The following is a 20,940-nucleotide window of genomic DNA, read 5'->3' on the forward strand; positions in this document are numbered from 1 at the left end:
TTTCCTTTCTAATTATCTTAGTTCTAAATAAAGATTTTAACATATTTTAATGTTATAGTGTTTATTGTGACTCGACAAAAATATAAAGAGGGGACTTAAAATATGAATATACCTAGATCAGTATGGTGGCTAGTTATTGGTATGGCATTAAACATAACTGGCTCTAGCTTTTTATGGCCTTTAAACACAATTTATATGAAAGAAGAGCTTGGTAAGAGTCTGACTGTTGCTGCTATTGTTCTTATGGTTAATTCATTCGGAATGGTAGTTGGTAACTTACTAGGTGGAACATTGTTCGATAAATTAGGTGGTTATCGGACAATAATGATAGGTACCGTTACATGCTTAATTAGTACAACTTTACTAAACTTCTTCCACGGTTGGCCATGGTATGCTGTTTGGTTAGTATTATTAGGATTTGGTGGCGGAATGATAGTTCCCGCAATTTATGCAATGGCTGGTGCTGTGTGGCCAAATGGTGGTAGAACTACGTTTAATGCCATTTATTTAGCACAGAACATTGGCGTTGCAACTGGTGCAGCTCTAGGGGGCTTCGTTGCAGAATTAAACTTCAATTATATATTCTTAGCAAATCTTATCATGTACGTATTATTTGGAATTGTTGCATTTACGCAATTTAATCTTGAATATCATGCTAAGATGAAAGCACCTGATAGTATTGATATTCATAGTAAAGAAAATAAAAAGAGATTTATTGCACTACTATTATTATGCGCAATGTTCAGTATTTGTTGGATAGCATATATACAGTGGGAAACAACAATAGCTTCATTCACGCAAGAGCTTAATATCTCAATGTCTCAATATAGTGTGTTATGGACAGTTAATGGAATTATGATTTTAGTAGCACAACCATTAATTAGACCAGTTATTACATTATTAAAAGGTAACTTAAAATATCAAATGCTAGTTGGTATTTTAATTTTTATGCTCTCATTCTTTATAACAAGTTTCGCCAATCAATTTACCGTCTTCCTTATTGGTATGATTATATTAACGTTTGGAGAAATGTTTGTATGGCCTGCAGTACCAACAATCGCAAATTATTTAGCCCCTGAAGGGAAACAAGGTCAATATCAAGGTGTAGTTAACTCTGCATCTACTGTTGGTAAAGCCTTTGGCCCACTTATCGGCGGTGTTTTAGTTGATACTTTTAATATGAGTGCAATGTTTATAGGGATTATGCTTCTATTAATTGTAGGTATCGTATTCTTATCAATTTTTGATAGAGGTTTACCTAAAGGTAAGCAACCAAGAAATTCTAGATAATGATATATAAATTAAGTTCATTTAATAAAATTTGCTCAACCACTTGCAATTAAAGCGTGAATTTCATAATATTAAAATGTATTGGAGTAGTAACTTAAATACTTTTCATCAGAGAGCTAGTGGTGGTGTGAACTAGTGTTAAGAATTAAGTGAACTTACCGTTAAATAATTAAATTCAAGACATCTCTTACTATTATTATAAAGTGCACATGATTAATGTGAATTAGGGTGGTACCGCGGCGATTGTCGTCCCTATTAAATAATAGTTTGAGATGTTTTTTGTTTTAGGAGGAAAATGCTTTGGGTTACAATCACAAGGAAATTGAGAAAAAATGGCAAAATTATTGGGCTGATAACAAAACATTTAAAACAAGCGATAATTTAGGTCAAAAGAAATTTTACGCATTAGACATGTTCCCATATCCATCTGGTGCAGGTTTACATGTAGGACATCCAGAAGGCTATACAGCCACTGATATAGTGTCTAGATATAAACGTATGCAAGGTTATAATGTTCTTCATCCAATGGGATGGGATGCTTTTGGATTACCTGCCGAACAATATGCATTAGATACTGGTAATGATCCTAGAGAATTTACTAAACAAAATGTACAAACATTTAAACGACAAATTCAAGAATTAGGATTCAGTTACGATTGGGATAGAGAAGTTAATACAACTGATCCAGAATATTATAAATGGACACAGTGGATTTTTATTCAACTTTATAACAAAGGGTTAGCATATGTAGATGAAGTTGCTGTAAACTGGTGTCCAGCATTAGGAACAGTATTATCAAACGAAGAAGTCGTTGATGGTGTTTCTGAACGTGGGGGACATCCTGTATATCGTCGCCCAATGAAACAATGGGTATTAAAAATAACTGAATATGCTGATCGTTTATTAGAAGATTTAGATGAACTTGATTGGCCTGAATCAATTAAAGATATGCAGCGTAATTGGATTGGACGCTCTGAAGGCGCGCGTGTTTCATTTGAAGTTGAAAATAAAGATGATCGTATCGATGTGTTTACAACAAGACCAGATACAATTTACGGCACAACTTTCTTAGTATTAAGTCCAGAACATTCATTAGTTAATGATATTACTTCGGAAGATAAAATAGAAGAAGTTAATAAATATCAAGAAGACGCATCAAAAAAATCTGACCTTGAGCGTACAGATTTAGCTAAAGATAAATCAGGTGTGTTCACTGGTGCTTATGCTATTAACCCATTATCTGGTGAAAAATTACCAATTTGGATTGCAGACTATGTACTATCTAGTTATGGCACAGGTGCAGTTATGGCAGTACCAGCGCATGATGAACGAGATCACGAATTTGCAACTAAATTTGATTTACCTATTATAGAAGTCATTGAAGGTGGCGATGTTCAAAAAGAGGCCTATACTGGCGCAGGCGAACATGTTAATTCAGGCGAATTAAATGGTTTGGATAATGAAGCGGCTATTGCTAAAGCAATTGAATTACTTGAAGCAAAAGGTGCTGGAGAGAAAAAAGTTAATTACAAATTAAGAGATTGGTTGTTTAGTAGACAACGATATTGGGGAGAACCAATTCCAGTTATACATTGGGAAGATGGTACAATGACAACTGTTCCAGAAGAAGAGCTACCATTATTACTTCCAGAAACTAATGAAATCAAGCCATCCGGTACTGGTGAATCTCCATTAGCAAACATTGATGAATTTGTTAATGTAGTAGATGAAAAAACTGGTATGAAAGGTCGTCGTGAAACAAATACAATGCCTCAATGGGCAGGTAGTTGTTGGTATTATTTAAGATATATTGATCCTCATAATGATAAAATGTTAGCTGATCCAGAAAAATTAAAACATTGGCTTCCAGTAGATTTATACATTGGTGGAGTAGAGCATGCCGTACTTCACTTACTATATGCAAGATTCTGGCATAAAGTGCTTTATGATTTAGGTGTAGTGCCTACTAAGGAACCTTTCCAAAAATTATTTAACCAAGGTATGATACTTGGTGAAGGTAATGAAAAAATGAGTAAGTCTAAAGGTAATGTAGTTAACCCTGATGATATCGTTGATTCTCACGGTGCTGATACATTACGTTTATATGAAATGTTTATGGGACCATTAGATGCTGCGATTGCATGGAGTGAAAATGGACTTGATGGTTCTAGACGTTTCTTAGACCGTGTTTGGAGACTTTTCATTAATGAAGATGGTACTTTATCAGATAAAATTGTTGAAAATAATGATAACGGTTTAGATAAAGTATATAACCAAACGGCTAAAAAAGTTACTGAGGACTTTAATACATTAAACTTTAATACAGCTATAAGTCAATTGATGGTATTTATCAATGATTGTTATAAAGCAGATAAAATTTATAAACCATATGCTGAAGGTTTTGTAAAAATGTTAGCACCAATTGCGCCTCATATTGGTGAAGAATTATGGAGCCGCCTAGGTAACGAAGACACAATTACTTATCAACCATGGCCAACTTATGATGAATCATTGCTTGTTGATTCGGAAGTTGAAATTGTAGTACAAGTAAATGGTAAAGTTAGAGCGAAATTAAATATACCTAAAGATACTTCTAAAGATGAAATGGAAGCATTAGCGTTGCAAGATGAAAATGTTAAACTATCAATTGAGGGTAAAGACATCAAAAAAGTAATCGCAGTCCCTCAAAAACTTGTTAACATCGTTGCGAAATAATAATAGAAGGAGTTTTATAAATGGAATCTATTACAGTAGATCAATTAAAAGAAAAAGTATTAGAGTCTAATCCAGTGAATATTGTAGATGTTCGTACAGATGAAGAAACTGCAATGGGGATTATTCCTGGAGCTAAAACAATTCCTATGGATCAAATTCCTGATAATTTAAATCAATTTAATAAAAATGAAACGTATTATATTATTTGTGCTGCAGGAATGCGTAGTGCAAAAGTAGTGAAATATTTAGAAGATCAAGGTATTCATGCTATTAATGTTGAAGGTGGTATGAATGAATGGGGTACTGAAGGTACTGTTATAGATAGTATTTAACTAACATTAAGAGGCTGACTAATATGTCAGTCTCTTTTTTTACCATTATATTTTATAATAATTTTAAAAAAATAATTAAATATACACTAGTGCACAATAATTAATGGTGATAGAATGATTTAGTAAATGGTCAATTAGGATTTAGACTAATTTTTGACTAATTCATTAAATCAAAGACATCAAGATCAGACTACAAGGAGGAAATTTAATGAATCTATTTAAAAAACAAAAATTCAGTATACGTAAATTTACAGTTGGTACGTTCTCAACGGTGATTGCTACATTAGCATTTATCACACATACAGGGCATGCAGCTGAATTGGATGAGCAAAGTCAATCTGCTCAACAAAAGGTTACTGAAACAAATGGTACAGATGATACTAATCAAAAATCAACTGCTCTTGATAATGAATCTTCACAAGTAGAATCTAAAGGCGACACAAGCAACCCATCTTCTAAAGTTGGGGCGAAAGCAGATAATAATTCTGCAACAAAACAAATATCAGATAATGAAGCAAGTAGTACAACTAACAAAATAACATCGTCTAGTATCGCTAACCCATCAAATAAAAAATCAGATGTTTTAAAATCTGAGGATGATAATGTAGAAGCACATCAACTAAAAGTAAAAGAAAAAGCGACATCAAGTGAAAAGAATAATGCATCTAATCATAAACGAGTGAAGCGTGATGTCAATGATGCGTCATCAAATGTTCAAACACAACCAGATCCTATGGCTATAAATGAAACAAATTCTGGACAAATCGTTAACGGTAATTTTGCTGATACATCAAGCGGAGCAGAAATTCCAACTGCAACTTCAGAATCTGCCATGGATGCTGCAAGTACCATACCAGGATGGAAAGTAGAAAACAGTCAACAAAATCAAATTCCATTGGTTTGGGGACCTAAAGTTTTACCATCATATTCATATCTTACATTTGATAAAACTAACAATAAAATCGGTGCTGTATTATCGAAATATGATGAAATATTAGATTACGGAAGACCGGATCCTACAGTGGGACCGATATACCAAGATATAGATGTAACGCCTGGTTCAGAAATACAATTTCATTTTATAGGTTCTTCAATTGGAAATAATGCGGGATTTAATAGTGCTCGTATGTATGTTTATGATGCTCACAATCCTTCAACTTTGTTATATAAAGGAACGCCTAAAACAAGTAGTCAACCATTTGGTGTATTTATTGGAGTATTTAATGTTCCAAATGACATTACAAAGTTAAGAATCAAATTCGAAGCTTCAGATACAAAGAGTCATGATACGTTTAATGGACACAGAATGCTTAAAGGCAGTAACAACTATGGTGGAGGGGTAGTTGCTGATGTTTCTGTTAATACTGGAGCGTACTTAAAAGTAAGAGCAAATCAAACAGAATATCAAGCATTTTCTACATCGGAAAATGCATCTAATGTAACCGCTGAATTAAATGTTTCAGTTGAGAACAAGGGACATTCGAAATCGAATAAGACACAATATAAAGTTGTATTACCTGAAGGAGTAACTTTTGTTACTGCTACAAATGCGACTGGAACGTTCGATGAAGACTCTAGAGAGTTAACCCTTGATATTGATCCAATAGATGCGGGCACTACAAGAGATTTTTCTTATACTTTATCATTACCAACTTCAGTACCAATTAAAAAAGATTTCAATGCAACTTTAATCTATCAAACTGAAGGAATTAATATGAATCGTAAAAATGGTTCAAGAGACCTTGCCACTCAAGTACCGGGAGATACAAACTACTTAAAATATGGTGGCCTAAATGAATTTGTATTAAATGAGAGTGATCAAAAAAGAGGTAGTGCAACGGCGCCAGTTCAGTCAGTAACTGTATATATGTACAAAGATGCAATTAATAATAGAATAAGTGAAATTGAAACAGAACTTGCTCAAGTTAATCAAAATGACTACTCTTCAGAAGCATGGAACAATTTACAAACAGCATTATCAAATGCTAAAGTTGTTAAAAATGAGACGGAGTCAACACCATTAGTTGATCGAAAAAGTCAAGCAGAAATCAATAATCTATTGCTTTCGTTAGAAAAATCTAAAGCAAAATTTGACATCGACAAATTTGTTAAAGCTAGAGAAAACGTAATTAATAGCAACTCAGAAGCTACTACTGAAGAAAAGCAAGTAGCATTAAGAAAGTTACATTCAAAAGCTACCGAGAAAAATGGTGAAATTGATCGATTAACTAACAAGAGCGATATAGCATCAGTCGAACAAAGTAGTATAGTTCAAATCAATAATTTTAATGTAAAAGCTACAAAAAAAGCTGCTGCTAAGCTCGCAATTGATGCAGCATTGACTGACCGCAAAGTTTACTTTGATAGCCATTATGATGCTACCCACGAAGAAAAAGAAGTAGCCATGGCAAGAGCAACAGAAGAAGCAAATAGAGCAAAAGCATTGATTCATCAAGCTTTATCTAATGATGATGTGGATCAAGCTCAAACGAATGGGACTAATACGATTAATTCTATTGAGGCTGAAGTAGTTAAAAAAGCAAATGCTAAAAAAGCAATAGCTCAAGTAGCTGAGGCTAGGAAGACTTACATAAATCAAATCAGTGAAGCTACTCAAGAAGAAAAAGATAAGGCAATAGAGAGAGTTGAGGATGAAGTTAGAAAAGCCGATAGATTAATAGATCAAGCTACGAACAATGATGGTGTTGACGAAATTCAAAGTCAGAGTACAAGTGTAATAAATACAATTCAACCTGAAATTGTAAAAAAACCAAATGCTAAACAATCAATTGATTTAGCAGTTTTAAATCAAAAAACATTAGTTAATCAAAACAATGAGGCCACTCAAGAAGAGAAAGATGTCGCTTTAGCTAAAATCGATGAAGCAGCAAAACAAGCAAAAGCAGCAATTGATGCTGCAACTACGAATAGTGCGGTAGATGAAGCAACAAACAGCAATACTACTATTATTTCTGGAATTGTTCCTGATACAGTGAAGAAAGCAAGAGCCAGAAAAGCGATTGACGATGCTGCAACTGCTAAAAAAGAAGCTATTAATAATACACCTGATGCAACACAAGAAGAAAAAGACGCAGCAATTGCTAAAGTCGATGCAGCAGTTTCAGCAGCAAAACAAGCAATAGCACAAGCAACTACAAATGATAGTGTGGATCAAGCACAAAATAATGGTAGTTCAACTATTGCTAGTATCCAACCAGAAGTTACTTATAAAGCTGCTGCAAGAAAAGCAATCGACGATGAAGTTGTAGCTAGGAAAGCAGCAATTGATACAAATAACGAAGCCACAGTAGAAGAAAAACAAGCTGCAAAAGATAAGATTGATGCTGAAGCGGCAAAAGCAAAAGCAGCGATTGATCAAGCTAATACAAATAATGAAGTAGAACAGGCTAAATCATCTGGAGTAACAACTATTGAAGGTATACAACCAGATACAATTAAAAAATCATCAGCAAAACAAGCAATCGATGATAGTGCAACTGCTAAGAAAGCAGCAATTGATAATAATAGTGATGCAACACAAGAAGAGAAAGATGCAGCAAAAGCCAAAGTAGATGCCGAAGTAACAAAAGCAAAAGCAGCAATTGATCAAGCAACAACTAATGATGGTGTAGATCAAGCGAAAGACTCAGGCAATAATTCAATTTCAATTATTCAACCTGATATTGTTAAAAAAGCTGCCGCTAGAAAAGCAATCGATGATGCAGCGATAGCTAAGAAAAATGAAATTGATCAACATCCTACAGCTACACAAGAAGAAAAAGATGCAGCAAAAGCCAAAGTAGATGCTGAAGTTCAAAAAGCTAAAGATGCAATTACTCAAGCAAATACAAATAATGATGTAGATCAAGTTCAGAATTCTAAAACTACTACAATTGCTGGTATTCAAGTAGATGCAGTTAAAAAATCTACAGCAAAACAAGCAATCGATGATGCTGCAACAGCTAAGAAAAATGAAATTGATCAACATCCAACTGCTACACGAGAAGAAAAAGATGCAGCAAAAGCAAAAGTGGATGAAGAAGTCACTAAAGCAAAAGCAGCGATTGATCAAGCAACAACTAATGATGGTGTGGATCAAGCGAAAGATTCAGGTGTTAACACGATTCATAATATTCAACCAGAGTCAATTGAAAAAATAAAAGCAAAACAAGTAATAGATGAAACTGTAACAGCTAAAAAGAATGCAATTGATCAAGATAGCACTACTACACAAGAAGAAAGAGACGCAGCAAAAGCAAAAGTAGATGAAGAGGCAACTAAAGCAAAACAACAAATTGATCAAGCAAGCACTAATGATGTTGTACATGAAACTAGAGATAATGAAATAACTGCTATTAACAAAATACAACCTGAAGCAATTAAAAAAGCTGACGCGAAACAAGCAATAGATGACGCTGCTACAGCTAAAAAAGCTAAAATTGACCAAGTTTCTAATGCTACACAAGAAGAAAAAGACGCAGCAAAAGCAAAAGTTGACGAAGAAGTATCAAAAGCTAAATCAGCTATAGATACAGCCGTTACAAATAATGATGTTGACCAAGCAAAAACGAATGGATCTACAATCATTTCACCAATAGAGCCAGAGACTTTTAAAAAAGCAGCAGGCAAACAGGCAATCGATGAAGTTGCGTCAGCTAAGAAACAAGAAATTGATAATATTGAAAATGCTACACAAGAAGAAAAAGATGCTGCAAAAGCCAAAGTAGATGAAGAAGCAGCTAAAGCAAAAACAGTGATAGATCAATCTTCTACTAATAATGATGTAGATGTAGCTAAAACATCAGGTGAAACATCAATTTCATCTATCCAACCAGAAGTTGTTAAAAAAGCAGAAGCAAAAAAAGCAATCGATGATGCAGTGACTGCTAAAAAAGCCGAAATTGATCAAAATCAAGAAGCTACTAAAGAAGAGAAAGACGCAGCGAAAGCAAAAGTCGATGAAGAAGCAACAAAAGCAAAAAATAGCATCGACCAAGCATTAACAAATAATGATGTAGATCAAGCTAAAACAGATGGCGCTTCAGCTATTGCAAAAATTCTTCCAGAAGCTGTAAAAAAAGCAGAAGCAAAACGTGCAATTGATGATGAAGTAACAAACAAAAAACAAGAAATTGATAATAATAGTGAAGCTACACAAGAAGAGAAAGATGCGGCAAAAGCAAAAGTCGATGAAGAAGCAACAAAAGCAAAACAATCTATCGACAATGCGACGACGAATGAAACTGTGGATCAAGCTAAAACTCAAGGCGTTACTACTATTACAAATATTCAACCTGAAACAATTAAGAAGGCAGAAGCAAAACGCGCAATTGACGAAGCCGCTAAAGCTAAGAAACAAGAAATTGATAATAACACAAATGCAACTAAAGAAGAAAAAGATGTAGCAAAATCAAAAGTAGATGAAGAAGTTACTAAAGCTCAAAGTGCTATTGATCAAGCAACTACTAATGACCAAGTTGACCAAGGTAATAATATTGGTCATACAGCTATTGCTCCTATTCAACCAGAAACAATTAAAAAACCAGAAGCTAAAAATGCTATTGATGAAGTAGCAAAAGCTAAAAAAGACTTAATTGATCAAACACCAAATGCAACAAAAGAAGAGAAAGATGCAGCAAAAGCTAAGGTGGATGAAGAAGTCACTAAAGCTAAGAAAACAATAGAACAAGCATCTACAAATAGTGATGTTGATCATGTCAAAGATAAAGGAACAAATAGTATTAATAGTGTTGTAGTTGAAGTAGTGAAAAAAGACACAGCTAAAAAAGCAATTGACGAGTTAGCGAAAGCTAAAAAATCAGCGATTGATAATAACACAAATGCGACTAAAGAAGAAAAAGACGCAGCAAAAGCTAAGGTGGATGAAGAAGCTAAAAAAGCTAAAGATAATATAGATCAAGGAATTACTAATAACGAAGTAGATCAAGCTACAAATAATAGTAGTGATATTATTAAAAAAATCCAACCAGATACTACTAAGAAAACTGTTGCGAAACAAGCGCTTTTAAATCAAGCAAAAACTAAGAAAGCAGAAATCGATAAAAATAACAATGCAACTAAAGAAGAAAAAGACGCAGCAAAATCAGAAGTTGATAAAATAATCGATAAGGCAAATCAAGTGATAGATCAAGTAAACACTAACGATGATGTTGATAAAGTTCAAGTTAATTTCGCATCTAAAATAAATGAAGTTAAAATTAAAATTGTTAAAAAGCTTCAGGCTAAAAAGAATATTTTAGAAGAAGCGAGAAAACAAAAAAATAAAATTGATAATTTAAATGGCTTGACAGACGAACAAAGAAATAAAGCGAAAAATATGATTGATGAAATTGTTAAAAATGCTTTAGTAAAATTGAATAAAGATATTAATAACAACGATGTTGATTCAATTACAAATAAAGCAATTGAAGATATAGAGAAGGTTAACCCAGAAGTTTCAAAAGTTAAAAATGACCTATTAAGTCGTAATGATAGTGGTAAGGTAAGAAGCTTTACTAAAAATTCTGGAGAGCAAACTGATACTCAATCTAGCACTAACAAAAAGACTAAGACATTACCAAATACTGGTATAGATAGTCAACATCAATCACCGTTAGCTGGTATAGCACTAATTAGTGGATTATTCTTATTCTTTAAAAATCGTAAGAGAAATGAAGATAATAAATAAACACTAAATATCAAGTGTAAGCAGACCTCATATATTTATGGGGTCTGTTTTTTTGAAATGGGTAATTGTAAATAACATGTAATGATTTAATATATAATTTTAAAAAGCTTTACACTCCATAAAAATCTTATTCAAATAAAAAATTATTGTGGTTATTTTAGATAATTGATGATATTATAAAAAAGTATGATAACAATTGCATAAAATCATATAAAACAATTTAATAGCAACACTCATTACTATTCATTATTACTATTACAACAAGACAAGAACATCAAGGAGGACAATAATGAATCTTTTTAAAAAACAGAAATTTAGTATTCGTAAATTTAGTGTAGGAATATTTTCCACTGTCATAGCTACACTGACTTTCTTATCACACCCGGGTCATGCAGCAACTCAAGAGGAAGAAAGTAATTCTTCGCAAACTACCTCGCAAAATGTTAATTCTCAAAACATTGATAAAACTATAAACAATAATGATAAATACATAGATTATGAAAATAATAGTAATGTATCTGTTAACAATTTAGTAACTACTCAAAAGGATAACAGTGAAATTAAATCTAAAGTAGAAAATATAAATGAACCTATAAATATAGATGATAACCAAGAAACAAATAAATTATCTATTGATAATTATCAAAGTAAGGTTTCTAATGAAGCAAATCCAGCTACTAAAAATCTTTCAACAAATGAAGGTAACCATATTAATCCAAATGAAAATCAATCAGTACATAAAAGAACTAAACGTTCTACTGACACAAATGTTCCAAATAATAATCAAGATCAGATGAGTTTAAATGAAACAAATTCTGGTCAAATTGTTAACGGTGCTTTTACGGATACGTCTAATGGAGCAGTTATTCCTACTAATCAAACTGTGTCTGAAATGAATCAAGCAAGCAAGATAACAGGATGGCATGTAAAAGATAATGATCAAATTGAAATTCCACTTATGTGGGGACCAAAAGCATTGCCACCTTATAACCCATATGTTTTTGACAAAACAAACAATAAAATTGCTGCAGTGTTATCAAAATATCCAAGTAATGTTAACGGAGTTGCAGCAGATAAAACTGTTGGGCCAATATATCAAGATATTGATGTTACGCCAGGATCAGAAATTCAGTTATATTTTATAGGAACTTCAATGGGTAACACACACGGTATCAACGGTGTCAAAGTTTCGATTTATAATGGGAATAATCCAACTGATTTACTTTATGCAGGTAGACCGAACACAGCAAACAAATCTTTTGGTGTTTTTACTGGTGTATTTAATGTTCCTAATAATATATCAAAATTGAGATTTATGTTTGAAACATTTGAAAAAGTAAGTTATGAAAGTGCTAATAGCAGTAGAATTTTAAAAGGAACAAATAATTTTGGTGGAAGTGGATTAGCCGATGTGAAAGTTAATAGTGGTGCATATTTAAAAGCAACTACTACACAGACACAGTATAAAGTTTCATCCCTTTCAGATAGTGTATCAATTGTAAATGCTACACTAAATGTAGCACTTGAGAACAAAGGACATTCTCGTTCTAATAAAACGCAATATAAAGTAACTATTCCAGAGGGAGTACAGTTTATTTCTGCTAAAAATGCTAGTGCAAATTATAATCCTTCCAATAGATTATTAACATTAAGTGTAGACAGAATTGAGCCAGGAACTATTAAAGACATTGCTTATACTGTTTCTTTACCAACTTCAGAACCTATTAAAAAAGATTTTGATGCAACATTAGTTTATGCTACCGATGGTATAAATATGAATAGAAGAAATGGCAGTCGTGATTTTGGTTTAAATGCAGACGATAACTATTTCAGATATGGTGGTAATAATGAATTTATTAAAACTGAATCTGATCAAAGAAAAGGTAATGTTATTGTCGCAACACAATCTGTTACTGTCGAAATGTATAAAACGGCTTTACAAGAAAAATTCAATGAAATATCTGCGCAAATAGAGCATTTAAACCAAAACGATTATTCAAAAGAAGCTTGGTCAGCTATGCAAAATGTTTTAAATGCATCACGTCAAATTTTAAATGAAAATGATGATACGCCCGTAAGTGAAAGAAAAAATCAAGCTACTATTAATGATTTAACTTTAAAATTAGATAAAGAGAGAGCAAAATTAGACGTAGATCAAGTTGCAGAGACACGTAAAGCGGCAATTAATAATAACAATGATGCGACTAGAGAAGAAAAAGATACTGCTTTAACACTTGTAAGAGCAACTTTGGATGAGAAAATTAGAGAAATAGAAAGCGCATCAAATACTAATGAAATTTCAGAAAGAAAAAATCAAGCGGTTGTTGATATTAATCCTATAGATGTTATTCCAGCTATCAAGCAACAAGCGATACAAGCGTTGCAAGAAAAAGCCAATGAAAAACTAGTTGAAATTGAGAATGATACAAATGCAACATTTGAAGAAAGAGAAACAGCTAAAACAAGTGTCAATGAAGCCCTCATTAATGCGACAAATGAAGTGAGAAATGCTACAACTAACCAGTTAGTTGAAACAGCACAAATTTCAAATAGTAATCATATCAGTCAATTTACATCTAATGCGATTGTTAGAGATAATATGAGACATGAATTAGATATGGCTATTGCTTCTAAAAAGTTAGAAATTGAAAATAATCATAATGCAACTACAGAAGAAAAAAATGAAGCAAAAGAAAAGATTGGCGAAATTTTAAATCAAGCAAGAATATATATAGAACGTGGTGTTCATAACAATGATGTTACGACTGCTAAAGATTATGCTGTTAATAAAATAAATGATGTGGAAGTAAAAGTTATTAAAAAAAACTTAGCGAAACAAACGATTGACGAAGTAGCACAAGCTAAAAAAGATAAAATTGATCAAACACCAAATGCCACAGATGAAGAAAAAGCAATGGCAAAAGCAAAAGTTGATGAAGCAGTAAATAGCGCGAAAACTGCTATAGATCAAGCAACAAATAACGCTGGTGTAGATATAGCGAAAACAAATGGTGTAGATGCAATCAACCACGTCCAACCAACGGTTGTTAAGAAAGACGAGGCAAAGAACGCAATAGATGAAGCAGCTCGTGCTAAGAAAGCAGAGATAGATCAAACACCAAACGCGACAGACGAAGAGAAAATAGCAGCGAAGATTAAAGTGGATCAAGTTGTTAAAATTGCAAAAGAAATTATAGAAAAATCTTTAACTAACTCTGAAGTTGATGCATCTTTAAATAAAGGTAAATTAGATATAAATAATATTCAAACTGAAGAAATTGTAAAAAATAAAGCTCTTAAACATCTTAAAGATATTGCAGAAAATCAAAAAGCTGTTATAGATTTAAATAAATTTGCTACGGATGAAGAAAAAATGCGTGCAAAACTTAAAATTGATGAACTAATTAATCATGCTATATCAGAAATTAGTAAAGCAAATAGTAATAGTAAAGTAACAGCAATTGATGCTAAATATACTAAATTAATTACACAAATCAATGCTATTACCAAAGCTAAACAAAATGCTAAAAAATTAATTTTAGACAAGGCTACAGAAATAAAAGAAAGAATAGAGAATTCACAGAGTTTTTCTAATGAAGAAAAGCATAAAATTAAATCGCTTATAGATGAAATAGTTAAAAATTCATTTTTACAAATTGATAAAGTTAGCAAGGAGTCTCATTTAAATCAAATTGTTGAAGAGACAAAACTAAAACTTAGCAATGTCCGTTTGAGTGAAAAAGCAAATAATAAACAAGTCAAAAAATATGTGAAAGAAGACTTTAGAAATCATAAAAAATTATTAAATTCTAAATTTAAAGTAATAGAATTTAATGAAAGAACGCAACTACCTAATACAGGTAAAATAGAGGCAAATGACTCATTTAATTTTGCTCAAATAACTTTGATTAGTGGATTGATTTTACTACTATTATCAAAACGAAGAAAGGATGCTAAGTAACGTAACATTAGATCAAAACAATTTTATTTATAAATGAATAAAACTTCCTACAAACATTAAAAGTTTAAATATGTTTGAAGGAAGTTTATTTTTTATTTGAATATGCCTGCTTCGTATCCAGCAACATGGCCAGTTACCAAGGCACTAGTAATATTATAGCCACCTGTATAACCGTGAATATCTAAGACTTCACCACATAAAAATAATCCAGGTTTAATTTTAGACATCATTGTCTTAGGCCATATTTCTTTTAAGCTAACGCCACCACCTGTTACAAAGGCTTTATCTATAGGTAACGTTCCATTTACTGAAAAAGTAAAACCTTTAAAACAATCTACTAATTGTTTAAGTTGTTGATTTGATAGATGATGATAAGTAGTATTTCCATCTATTTTTGCTTGTTCTAGTATAAATAGTAAGTAACGTTCTTCTATTAAGCCTTTCAAACTATTTTTAATGTATTTATCGGCATCTTTACTCAATATATTTTTAATTTTTTCTTCTAGTTCATGATGCTTAATTTCTGGAAATACATCCAACTGCATTTGAACTTCCTGTTTTTTTTGATTTTTTTGCTCTTTATAAACAAATTGACTACAACGCAAAGCAGCAGGGCCACTTACACCAAAGTGTGTAAATATCATATCCATTTGATGACTTACTCTTTTTTTACCATTTTTCTTAAGTACGGATAATTCAACATCTTTAAGACTAAGACCCTTGAGAACTTTAGATTTAATAAAAGGTTCTGCCGAAGTAATAGGAACTTCAGTTGGAAACAATTCAGTAATGGTATGACCTAAACGCTCAGCAAATTTATAGCCATCACCAGTTGATCCGGTTTGTGGAACACTAGTACCTCCAGTTGCTATGACAACTGTTTTACTTAAAAACGCTTCACTTTGAGTAACTACTTTAAATAATCCTTCATCGTCTACAACTATTTCATTTACTATTGTTTCTTCCTTAATTTTTACATTATTTTCTTTTATGGTATTAACTAGGGTATCTACAACATCTTGTGATTTATTTGAAACTGGAAACATTCTTCCGTGGTCCTCTTCTTTAAGTTTAACACCTCTTGATTCAAAAAAATCAATGATAGATTCATTATCAAATATTGAAAAAGGACTATATAAAAATTTACCGTTTCCAGGTATATTTTTTATAATTTCAGCATATGGTAGTCGATTAGTTACATTACATCTACCACCACCTGAAATTTTAAGCTTACGACCTAATCCTTTTTTCTTTTCAATTAATAATACATTATCACTTTGTTCACTCGCTGCTACAGCAGCCATAAGTCCACTAGGGCCGCCGCCTATAATTATGGTTTGATACATTAGTTGACCTCCACATATACTTATTAATGATATTACTATAGTTGAAAACAGATTTGAATTCTACACAAACTTAGTTATAATTTAAGTTTAGTTCATTACTATATAGATTATTAGTTCATTCAGTAAATTGTAAAATTTATTTTATTAAAACTATTAAAGTAATGGGAAACAACAAGTATTTTGTGATATATTTTATAGTAATGCAAGCCCTTAGAAAAAGCAGAATTTAAACTAAATAATTTGATTATTAAAAAGGCAGGAAGATTAAATATGAGTGAAAATAAGGAAATGGTAAGAGGTACCTTTCTAATTACTTTAAGTATACTTATTACCAAAATTTTAGGAGTGCTTTTTGTAATTCCTTTTTACGCAATAATGGGTGCCGATGCGGAGGAAAAACTAGCGCCATTTAACTACGCATATGTTCCTTACAATATAGCAATTGCAGTTGCTACTGCTGGAGTTCCATTAGCAGCCTCTAAATTTGTTGCTAAATATAATGCTTTAGGAGCATATAGAGTTGGACAAAAGCTTTATAAGTCTAGTTTTATAGTAATGTCGATATCTGGAATAATTGGTTTCTTAATATTATTCTTCTTGGCACCGGATATAGCTGCACTTACTCTAGGTCGAAAAGAAGGTAAGGGTGGATGGACCATCGATGATATCACTTGGATTATTAGAATCATCAGTATGGTAGTCGTATTTATTCCTTTACTAGCAACTTGGAGAGGTGTGTTCCAAGGATATGAATCAATGGGACCAACAGCTGTTTCTGAAGTAACAGAACAACTCGCGAGAATAGTATTTATATTGATCGGTAGCTATTTAGTACTTAACGTATTTCATGGCTCATATTTACAAGCCAATGGGGTGGCAACTTTTGCAGCTGCTATAGGTGCGATTGGTGGATTATTAACGCTTTGGTATTACTGGAGAAAACGTAAGCCACATATTGAAAGAATGGTTCAATCAGATAACACTGGTTTAGAAGTGTCTTATACTAAAATGTATAAAGAAATCATTTCTTATAGTATTCCTTTTGTTATTGTAAGTTTAAATTTCCCATTATTTAATCTAGTAGATCAATTTACGCACAATAATGCACTTGATGCAGCAGGATTTCTAGGTAATAAAGACTATTTCTTTACTATTTTAAACTTTACAACAAATAAAATAGTAATGATACCAACTTCTTTAGCAGCAGGATTTGCTGTAAGTTTAATACCTTTCATTACCAAGACATTTGCTGAAGGTCGATTAACTGAAATGCATCGTCAAATACAAACTTCAATTGGTGTCCTTATGTACATAACAGTTCCAGCGAGTCTTGGAATTATGGCTTTAGCTTCACCATTATATACAGTGTTCTATCAATATAATCCAGATGGGAATAAAATTTTATTTTACTATGCACCTGTTGCAATTTTAATTTCATTATTAAGTGTAACGGCATCAATGTTACAAGGTATCAATAAACAAAAATTAACAGTATTTGTAATTATCGGATCAGTAGTAGTAAAACTCATTTTAAATATTCCATTAATTATGTTGTTCCATACAGCTGGTGCTGTCTTAAGTACAGCAATTGCACTTACAGTAGCAAATGTAGCAAATTTAATGATTCTTAAGGTCTATGCTAAATATCAATTTACAGACACGTTTGTTCAAGTGGCCAAAATCTTTATATATAGCTTAATAATGATGATAAGTGTTGAGGTTGTATACTTTATTTTAAGTTTATTTATACCAGTGGATCGTAAATTTGCTGCTTTAATTATCTTAATTATCGGTGTCATTGTTGGTGGTTTAGTTTATGGTATTATCACAATTAAAAACCGCTTGGCAGATGAATTCTTAGGTGAATTACCAGGCAAAATTCGTAATAAAATATGGTTCCTTAGATGAGATTAGATAAATTTTTAGCTAATATGGGTTTAGGCACACGTAACGAAGTTAAACTACTTTTAAAAAAAGGAAAAGTCACAGTTAATGACCACATAGAAAAATCACCTAAACAACAAATTAATCCTGAAATAGACACTATAAGCGTTGATGGGAAAATGGTTCAATATACTAAACATATTTATATTATGTTGAATAAGCCTAAAGGTGTTATTTCAGCAACACATGATGATTTAAATCAAACGGTAATTGATTTAATTACTGAATATCAATATTTAGATATCTTTCCAGTAGGCAGATTAGATAAAGATACAGAAGGATTATTATTAATTACTAATGATGGCCAATTTAATCATGAATTAATGAATCCAAAAAAACATGTTTCAAAGACATATGAGGTTACTTCTAAATATGAGATTACTGATAATGATGTTATTGCTTTTGAAAAGGGAATTGAATTATCAGACGGTCCTGTAAAATCAGCAGAATTAGTTAAAATAGAAGATAATATTTCACATGTTACAATTTACGAAGGAAAATATCACCAAGTAAAAAGAATGTTTCATGCTATTGAAAATGAGGTATTAGAATTAAAACGTCTTAAAATCGCTAATTTAGCGTTAGATGAAAATCTTCAACCTGGTGAGTATAGATTGCTCTCAGATGAAGAGTTGAAACATATACAGCATTAACAAAGGAGAAGGTGTTAACTATGGCTAAAAGTACAGGTCTATTAAGAATTGTTGCTGGAGTTGGCGCTGCAGCGGCAGCAGTAGTATTATCTCGTAAAGAAAGCAGAGATAAATTAAAAGAGCAATACAACAAATACAAAGAAGATCCAGAAGGTTATAAAGAAAATGCAAGAGGCTTAGCTAGTCAACTTGGTAATAAAGCAAGTGAGACTTTCCAAGAAGTTAGAAATAACCCTCAAGATTATGCTAATCGCTTAAAAAATGATCCTAAATCATTTTTAGAAGAAGAAAAAACTAAATTTACAAATTTAGATTCTAATAAAGAAGATTCTCTTCAGGAAGGTAAATTCGATGATGAGGGTGGCGCAACTGTTAATAATAACTTAAGAGTTGTGACTGAAGAAGATTTAAAAAATAATAATAATGCATTAGAAGATAAAGACTAAATTTCATAATATCTAAGATGTTTTTGAGTGAGAAATCATTTTTCTCACTCTTTTTTTATAAAATCTATAAATATTCTGACATCTTACTGTAATTTATAGACATATTTATGTAAAATAATAGATATATCTATCGAAAAGGAAGTTGATCTCGAATGTGGAAAGAAAAAGTTCAAGAATATGAAAGTCAGATAATCGATGACTTAAAAGGTCTGCTTTCAATTGAGAGTGTCAGAGATGATTCACAAGCTTCTGACGATGCTCCAGTTGGACCAGGGCCACGTAAAGCACTTGATTATATGTATGAAATCGCACAGAGAGATGGTTTTTCTACACATGATGTAGATCATATAGCAGGACGAATTGAAGCGGGTAAAGGTGATGAAGTTTTAGGCGTGCTATGTCACGTTGATGTTGTGCCAGCTGGTGATGGTTGGGATTCAGATCCATTTACGCCGGTAGTGACTGATGACGCCATTATTGCAAGAGGTACATTAGATGATAAAGGTCCTACAATTGCTGCGTACTATGCAATTAAGATTTTAAATGATATGAAAGTTGATTGGAAAAAGCGCATTCATGTCATTATTGGTACAGATGAAGAATCTGATTGGAAATGTACTGAAAGATACTTCAAAACTGAGGAAATGCCTACTTTAGGATTTGCACCTGATGCTGAATTTCCAGCAATTCATGGTGAAAAAGGTATCACAACGTTCGATTTAGTACAGCATGCAACATCAGAGGATTCAGATGAACCTGATTATGAATTATTATCATTTGAATCTGGGCAACGCTATAACATGGTTCCTGACCACGTTGAAGCACGTGTATTTGTTAAAGAAAATATGACTGATGTGGTTCAACATTTTGAAGCATATTTAGATCAACATAAATTACAAGGCGAAAGTGTTGTTGATAGTGGCGAATTAGTCTTAACTGTTGAAGGTAAAGCAGTTCATGGTATGGATCCTTCATTAGGCATTAATGCTGGTTTATATTTACTTGACTTTTTAGCTACATTAAATTTAAATCAAACAGCAAGAGAGTTCGTAGATTTCAGTAATCGTTATTTACATGAATCTCATTTTGGTGAAAAAATGGGCATGAAATTCCACACTGAAATTATGGGAGATGTAACAACTAACGTTGGTGTAATTAAATATGATAATAAAAATGGCGGTCGCTTCGGTGTTAATTTACGATACCCACAAGGATTTGAATTTGAAGAAGCGATTAAACGATTTACTAATGAAATTAAATCATTTGGCTTCGCAATTGAAATTGGCAAAATTCAAAAGCCACATTATGTAGATAAAAATGATCCATTTGTACAAAAGCTAGTTAAAGCATACAGAAATCAGACAGGTGACATGTCAGAACCTTATACAATTGGTGGTGGTACTTATGCAAGAAACCTTGATAAAGGTGTAGCATTTGGTGCCATGTTTGAAGATTCAGAGGATTTAATGCATCAAAAGAATGAATATATCACTAAAAAACAATTATTCAACGCAACAAGCATCTATTTAGAAGCAATTTATTCACTATGTGTGGAGGGATAAACT

At 32.2% G+C, this 20,940-nt stretch carries 10 protein-coding genes and 1 other annotated feature; of the genes, 9 read left to right on the forward strand and 1 reads right to left on the reverse strand.

All coding sequences use genetic code 11. From position 1 onward, the window contains the following. Positions 1 to 102: 102 nt before the first annotated feature. The 5 genes from HYI43_05365 (at position 103) to HYI43_05385 (ending at position 14,986) form a co-directional block, all read left to right on the forward strand. Positions 103 to 1,290 carry an MFS transporter gene (locus HYI43_05365; GenBank protein UDI77990.1) on the forward strand — a complete coding sequence of 396 codons (1,188 nt, stop codon included), beginning with the start codon at positions 103 to 105 and terminating at the stop codon, positions 1,288 to 1,290. Positions 1,291 to 1,360: 70 nt separating this feature from the next. After that, positions 1,361 to 1,547, forward strand: a binding site (T-box leader). Between the two features lie 43 nt (positions 1,548 to 1,590). Beyond that, the gene (locus HYI43_05370; GenBank protein UDI77991.1) at positions 1,591 to 4,005 is read left to right on the forward strand and encodes a leucine--tRNA ligase; all 2,415 of its coding nucleotides are present in this window, start codon (positions 1,591 to 1,593) and stop codon (positions 4,003 to 4,005) included. 20 nt (positions 4,006 to 4,025) lie between these two features. Further along, a complete protein-coding gene (locus tag HYI43_05375; GenBank protein UDI77992.1) occupies positions 4,026 to 4,337 on the forward strand; it encodes a rhodanese-like domain-containing protein in 312 nt (103 codons plus the stop codon). Between the two features lie 208 nt (positions 4,338 to 4,545). After that, entirely contained in the window at positions 4,546 to 11,025 is a 6,480-nt protein-coding gene (locus HYI43_05380) for a DUF1542 domain-containing protein (protein ID UDI77993.1), read from the forward strand. 289 nt (positions 11,026 to 11,314) lie between these two features. Beyond that, a complete protein-coding gene (locus HYI43_05385; protein ID UDI77994.1) occupies positions 11,315 to 14,986 on the forward strand; it encodes a DUF1542 domain-containing protein in 3,672 nt (1,223 codons plus the stop codon). A gap of 92 nt (positions 14,987 to 15,078) precedes the next feature. Here HYI43_05385 and HYI43_05390 read toward each other — a convergent pair whose 3' ends face one another. Beyond that, a complete protein-coding gene (locus HYI43_05390; protein ID UDI77995.1) occupies positions 15,079 to 16,332 on the reverse strand; it encodes an NAD(P)/FAD-dependent oxidoreductase in 1,254 nt (417 codons plus the stop codon). A gap of 270 nt (positions 16,333 to 16,602) precedes the next feature. Between HYI43_05390 and HYI43_05395 the strand changes: the two genes are divergently transcribed. From HYI43_05395 to pepV, 4 genes are all read left to right on the forward strand, one after another. Beyond that, the gene (locus tag HYI43_05395) at positions 16,603 to 18,240 is read left to right on the forward strand and encodes a polysaccharide biosynthesis protein (protein ID UDI77996.1); all 1,638 of its coding nucleotides are present in this window, start codon (positions 16,603 to 16,605) and stop codon (positions 18,238 to 18,240) included. Beyond that, positions 18,237 to 18,929 (forward strand): rRNA pseudouridine synthase, encoded by a 693-nt coding sequence (locus HYI43_05400; GenBank protein ID UDI77997.1) that lies wholly within the window; start codon positions 18,237 to 18,239, stop codon positions 18,927 to 18,929. The genes HYI43_05395 and HYI43_05400 overlap by 4 nt, the downstream gene beginning before the upstream one ends. A gap of 20 nt (positions 18,930 to 18,949) precedes the next feature. Continuing rightward, a complete protein-coding gene (locus tag HYI43_05405) occupies positions 18,950 to 19,375 on the forward strand; it encodes a YtxH domain-containing protein (protein UDI77998.1) in 426 nt (141 codons plus the stop codon). 152 nt (positions 19,376 to 19,527) lie between these two features. Next, positions 19,528 to 20,937 (forward strand): dipeptidase PepV, encoded by a 1,410-nt coding sequence (gene pepV / locus HYI43_05410; GenBank protein UDI77999.1) that lies wholly within the window; start codon positions 19,528 to 19,530, stop codon positions 20,935 to 20,937. Positions 20,938 to 20,940 lie beyond the last annotated feature (3 nt).

It is taken from the genome of Staphylococcus taiwanensis (genome assembly GCA_020544305.1).
In the GTDB taxonomy this organism is placed as follows: Bacteria; Bacillota; Bacilli; order Staphylococcales; family Staphylococcaceae; genus Staphylococcus; species Staphylococcus taiwanensis.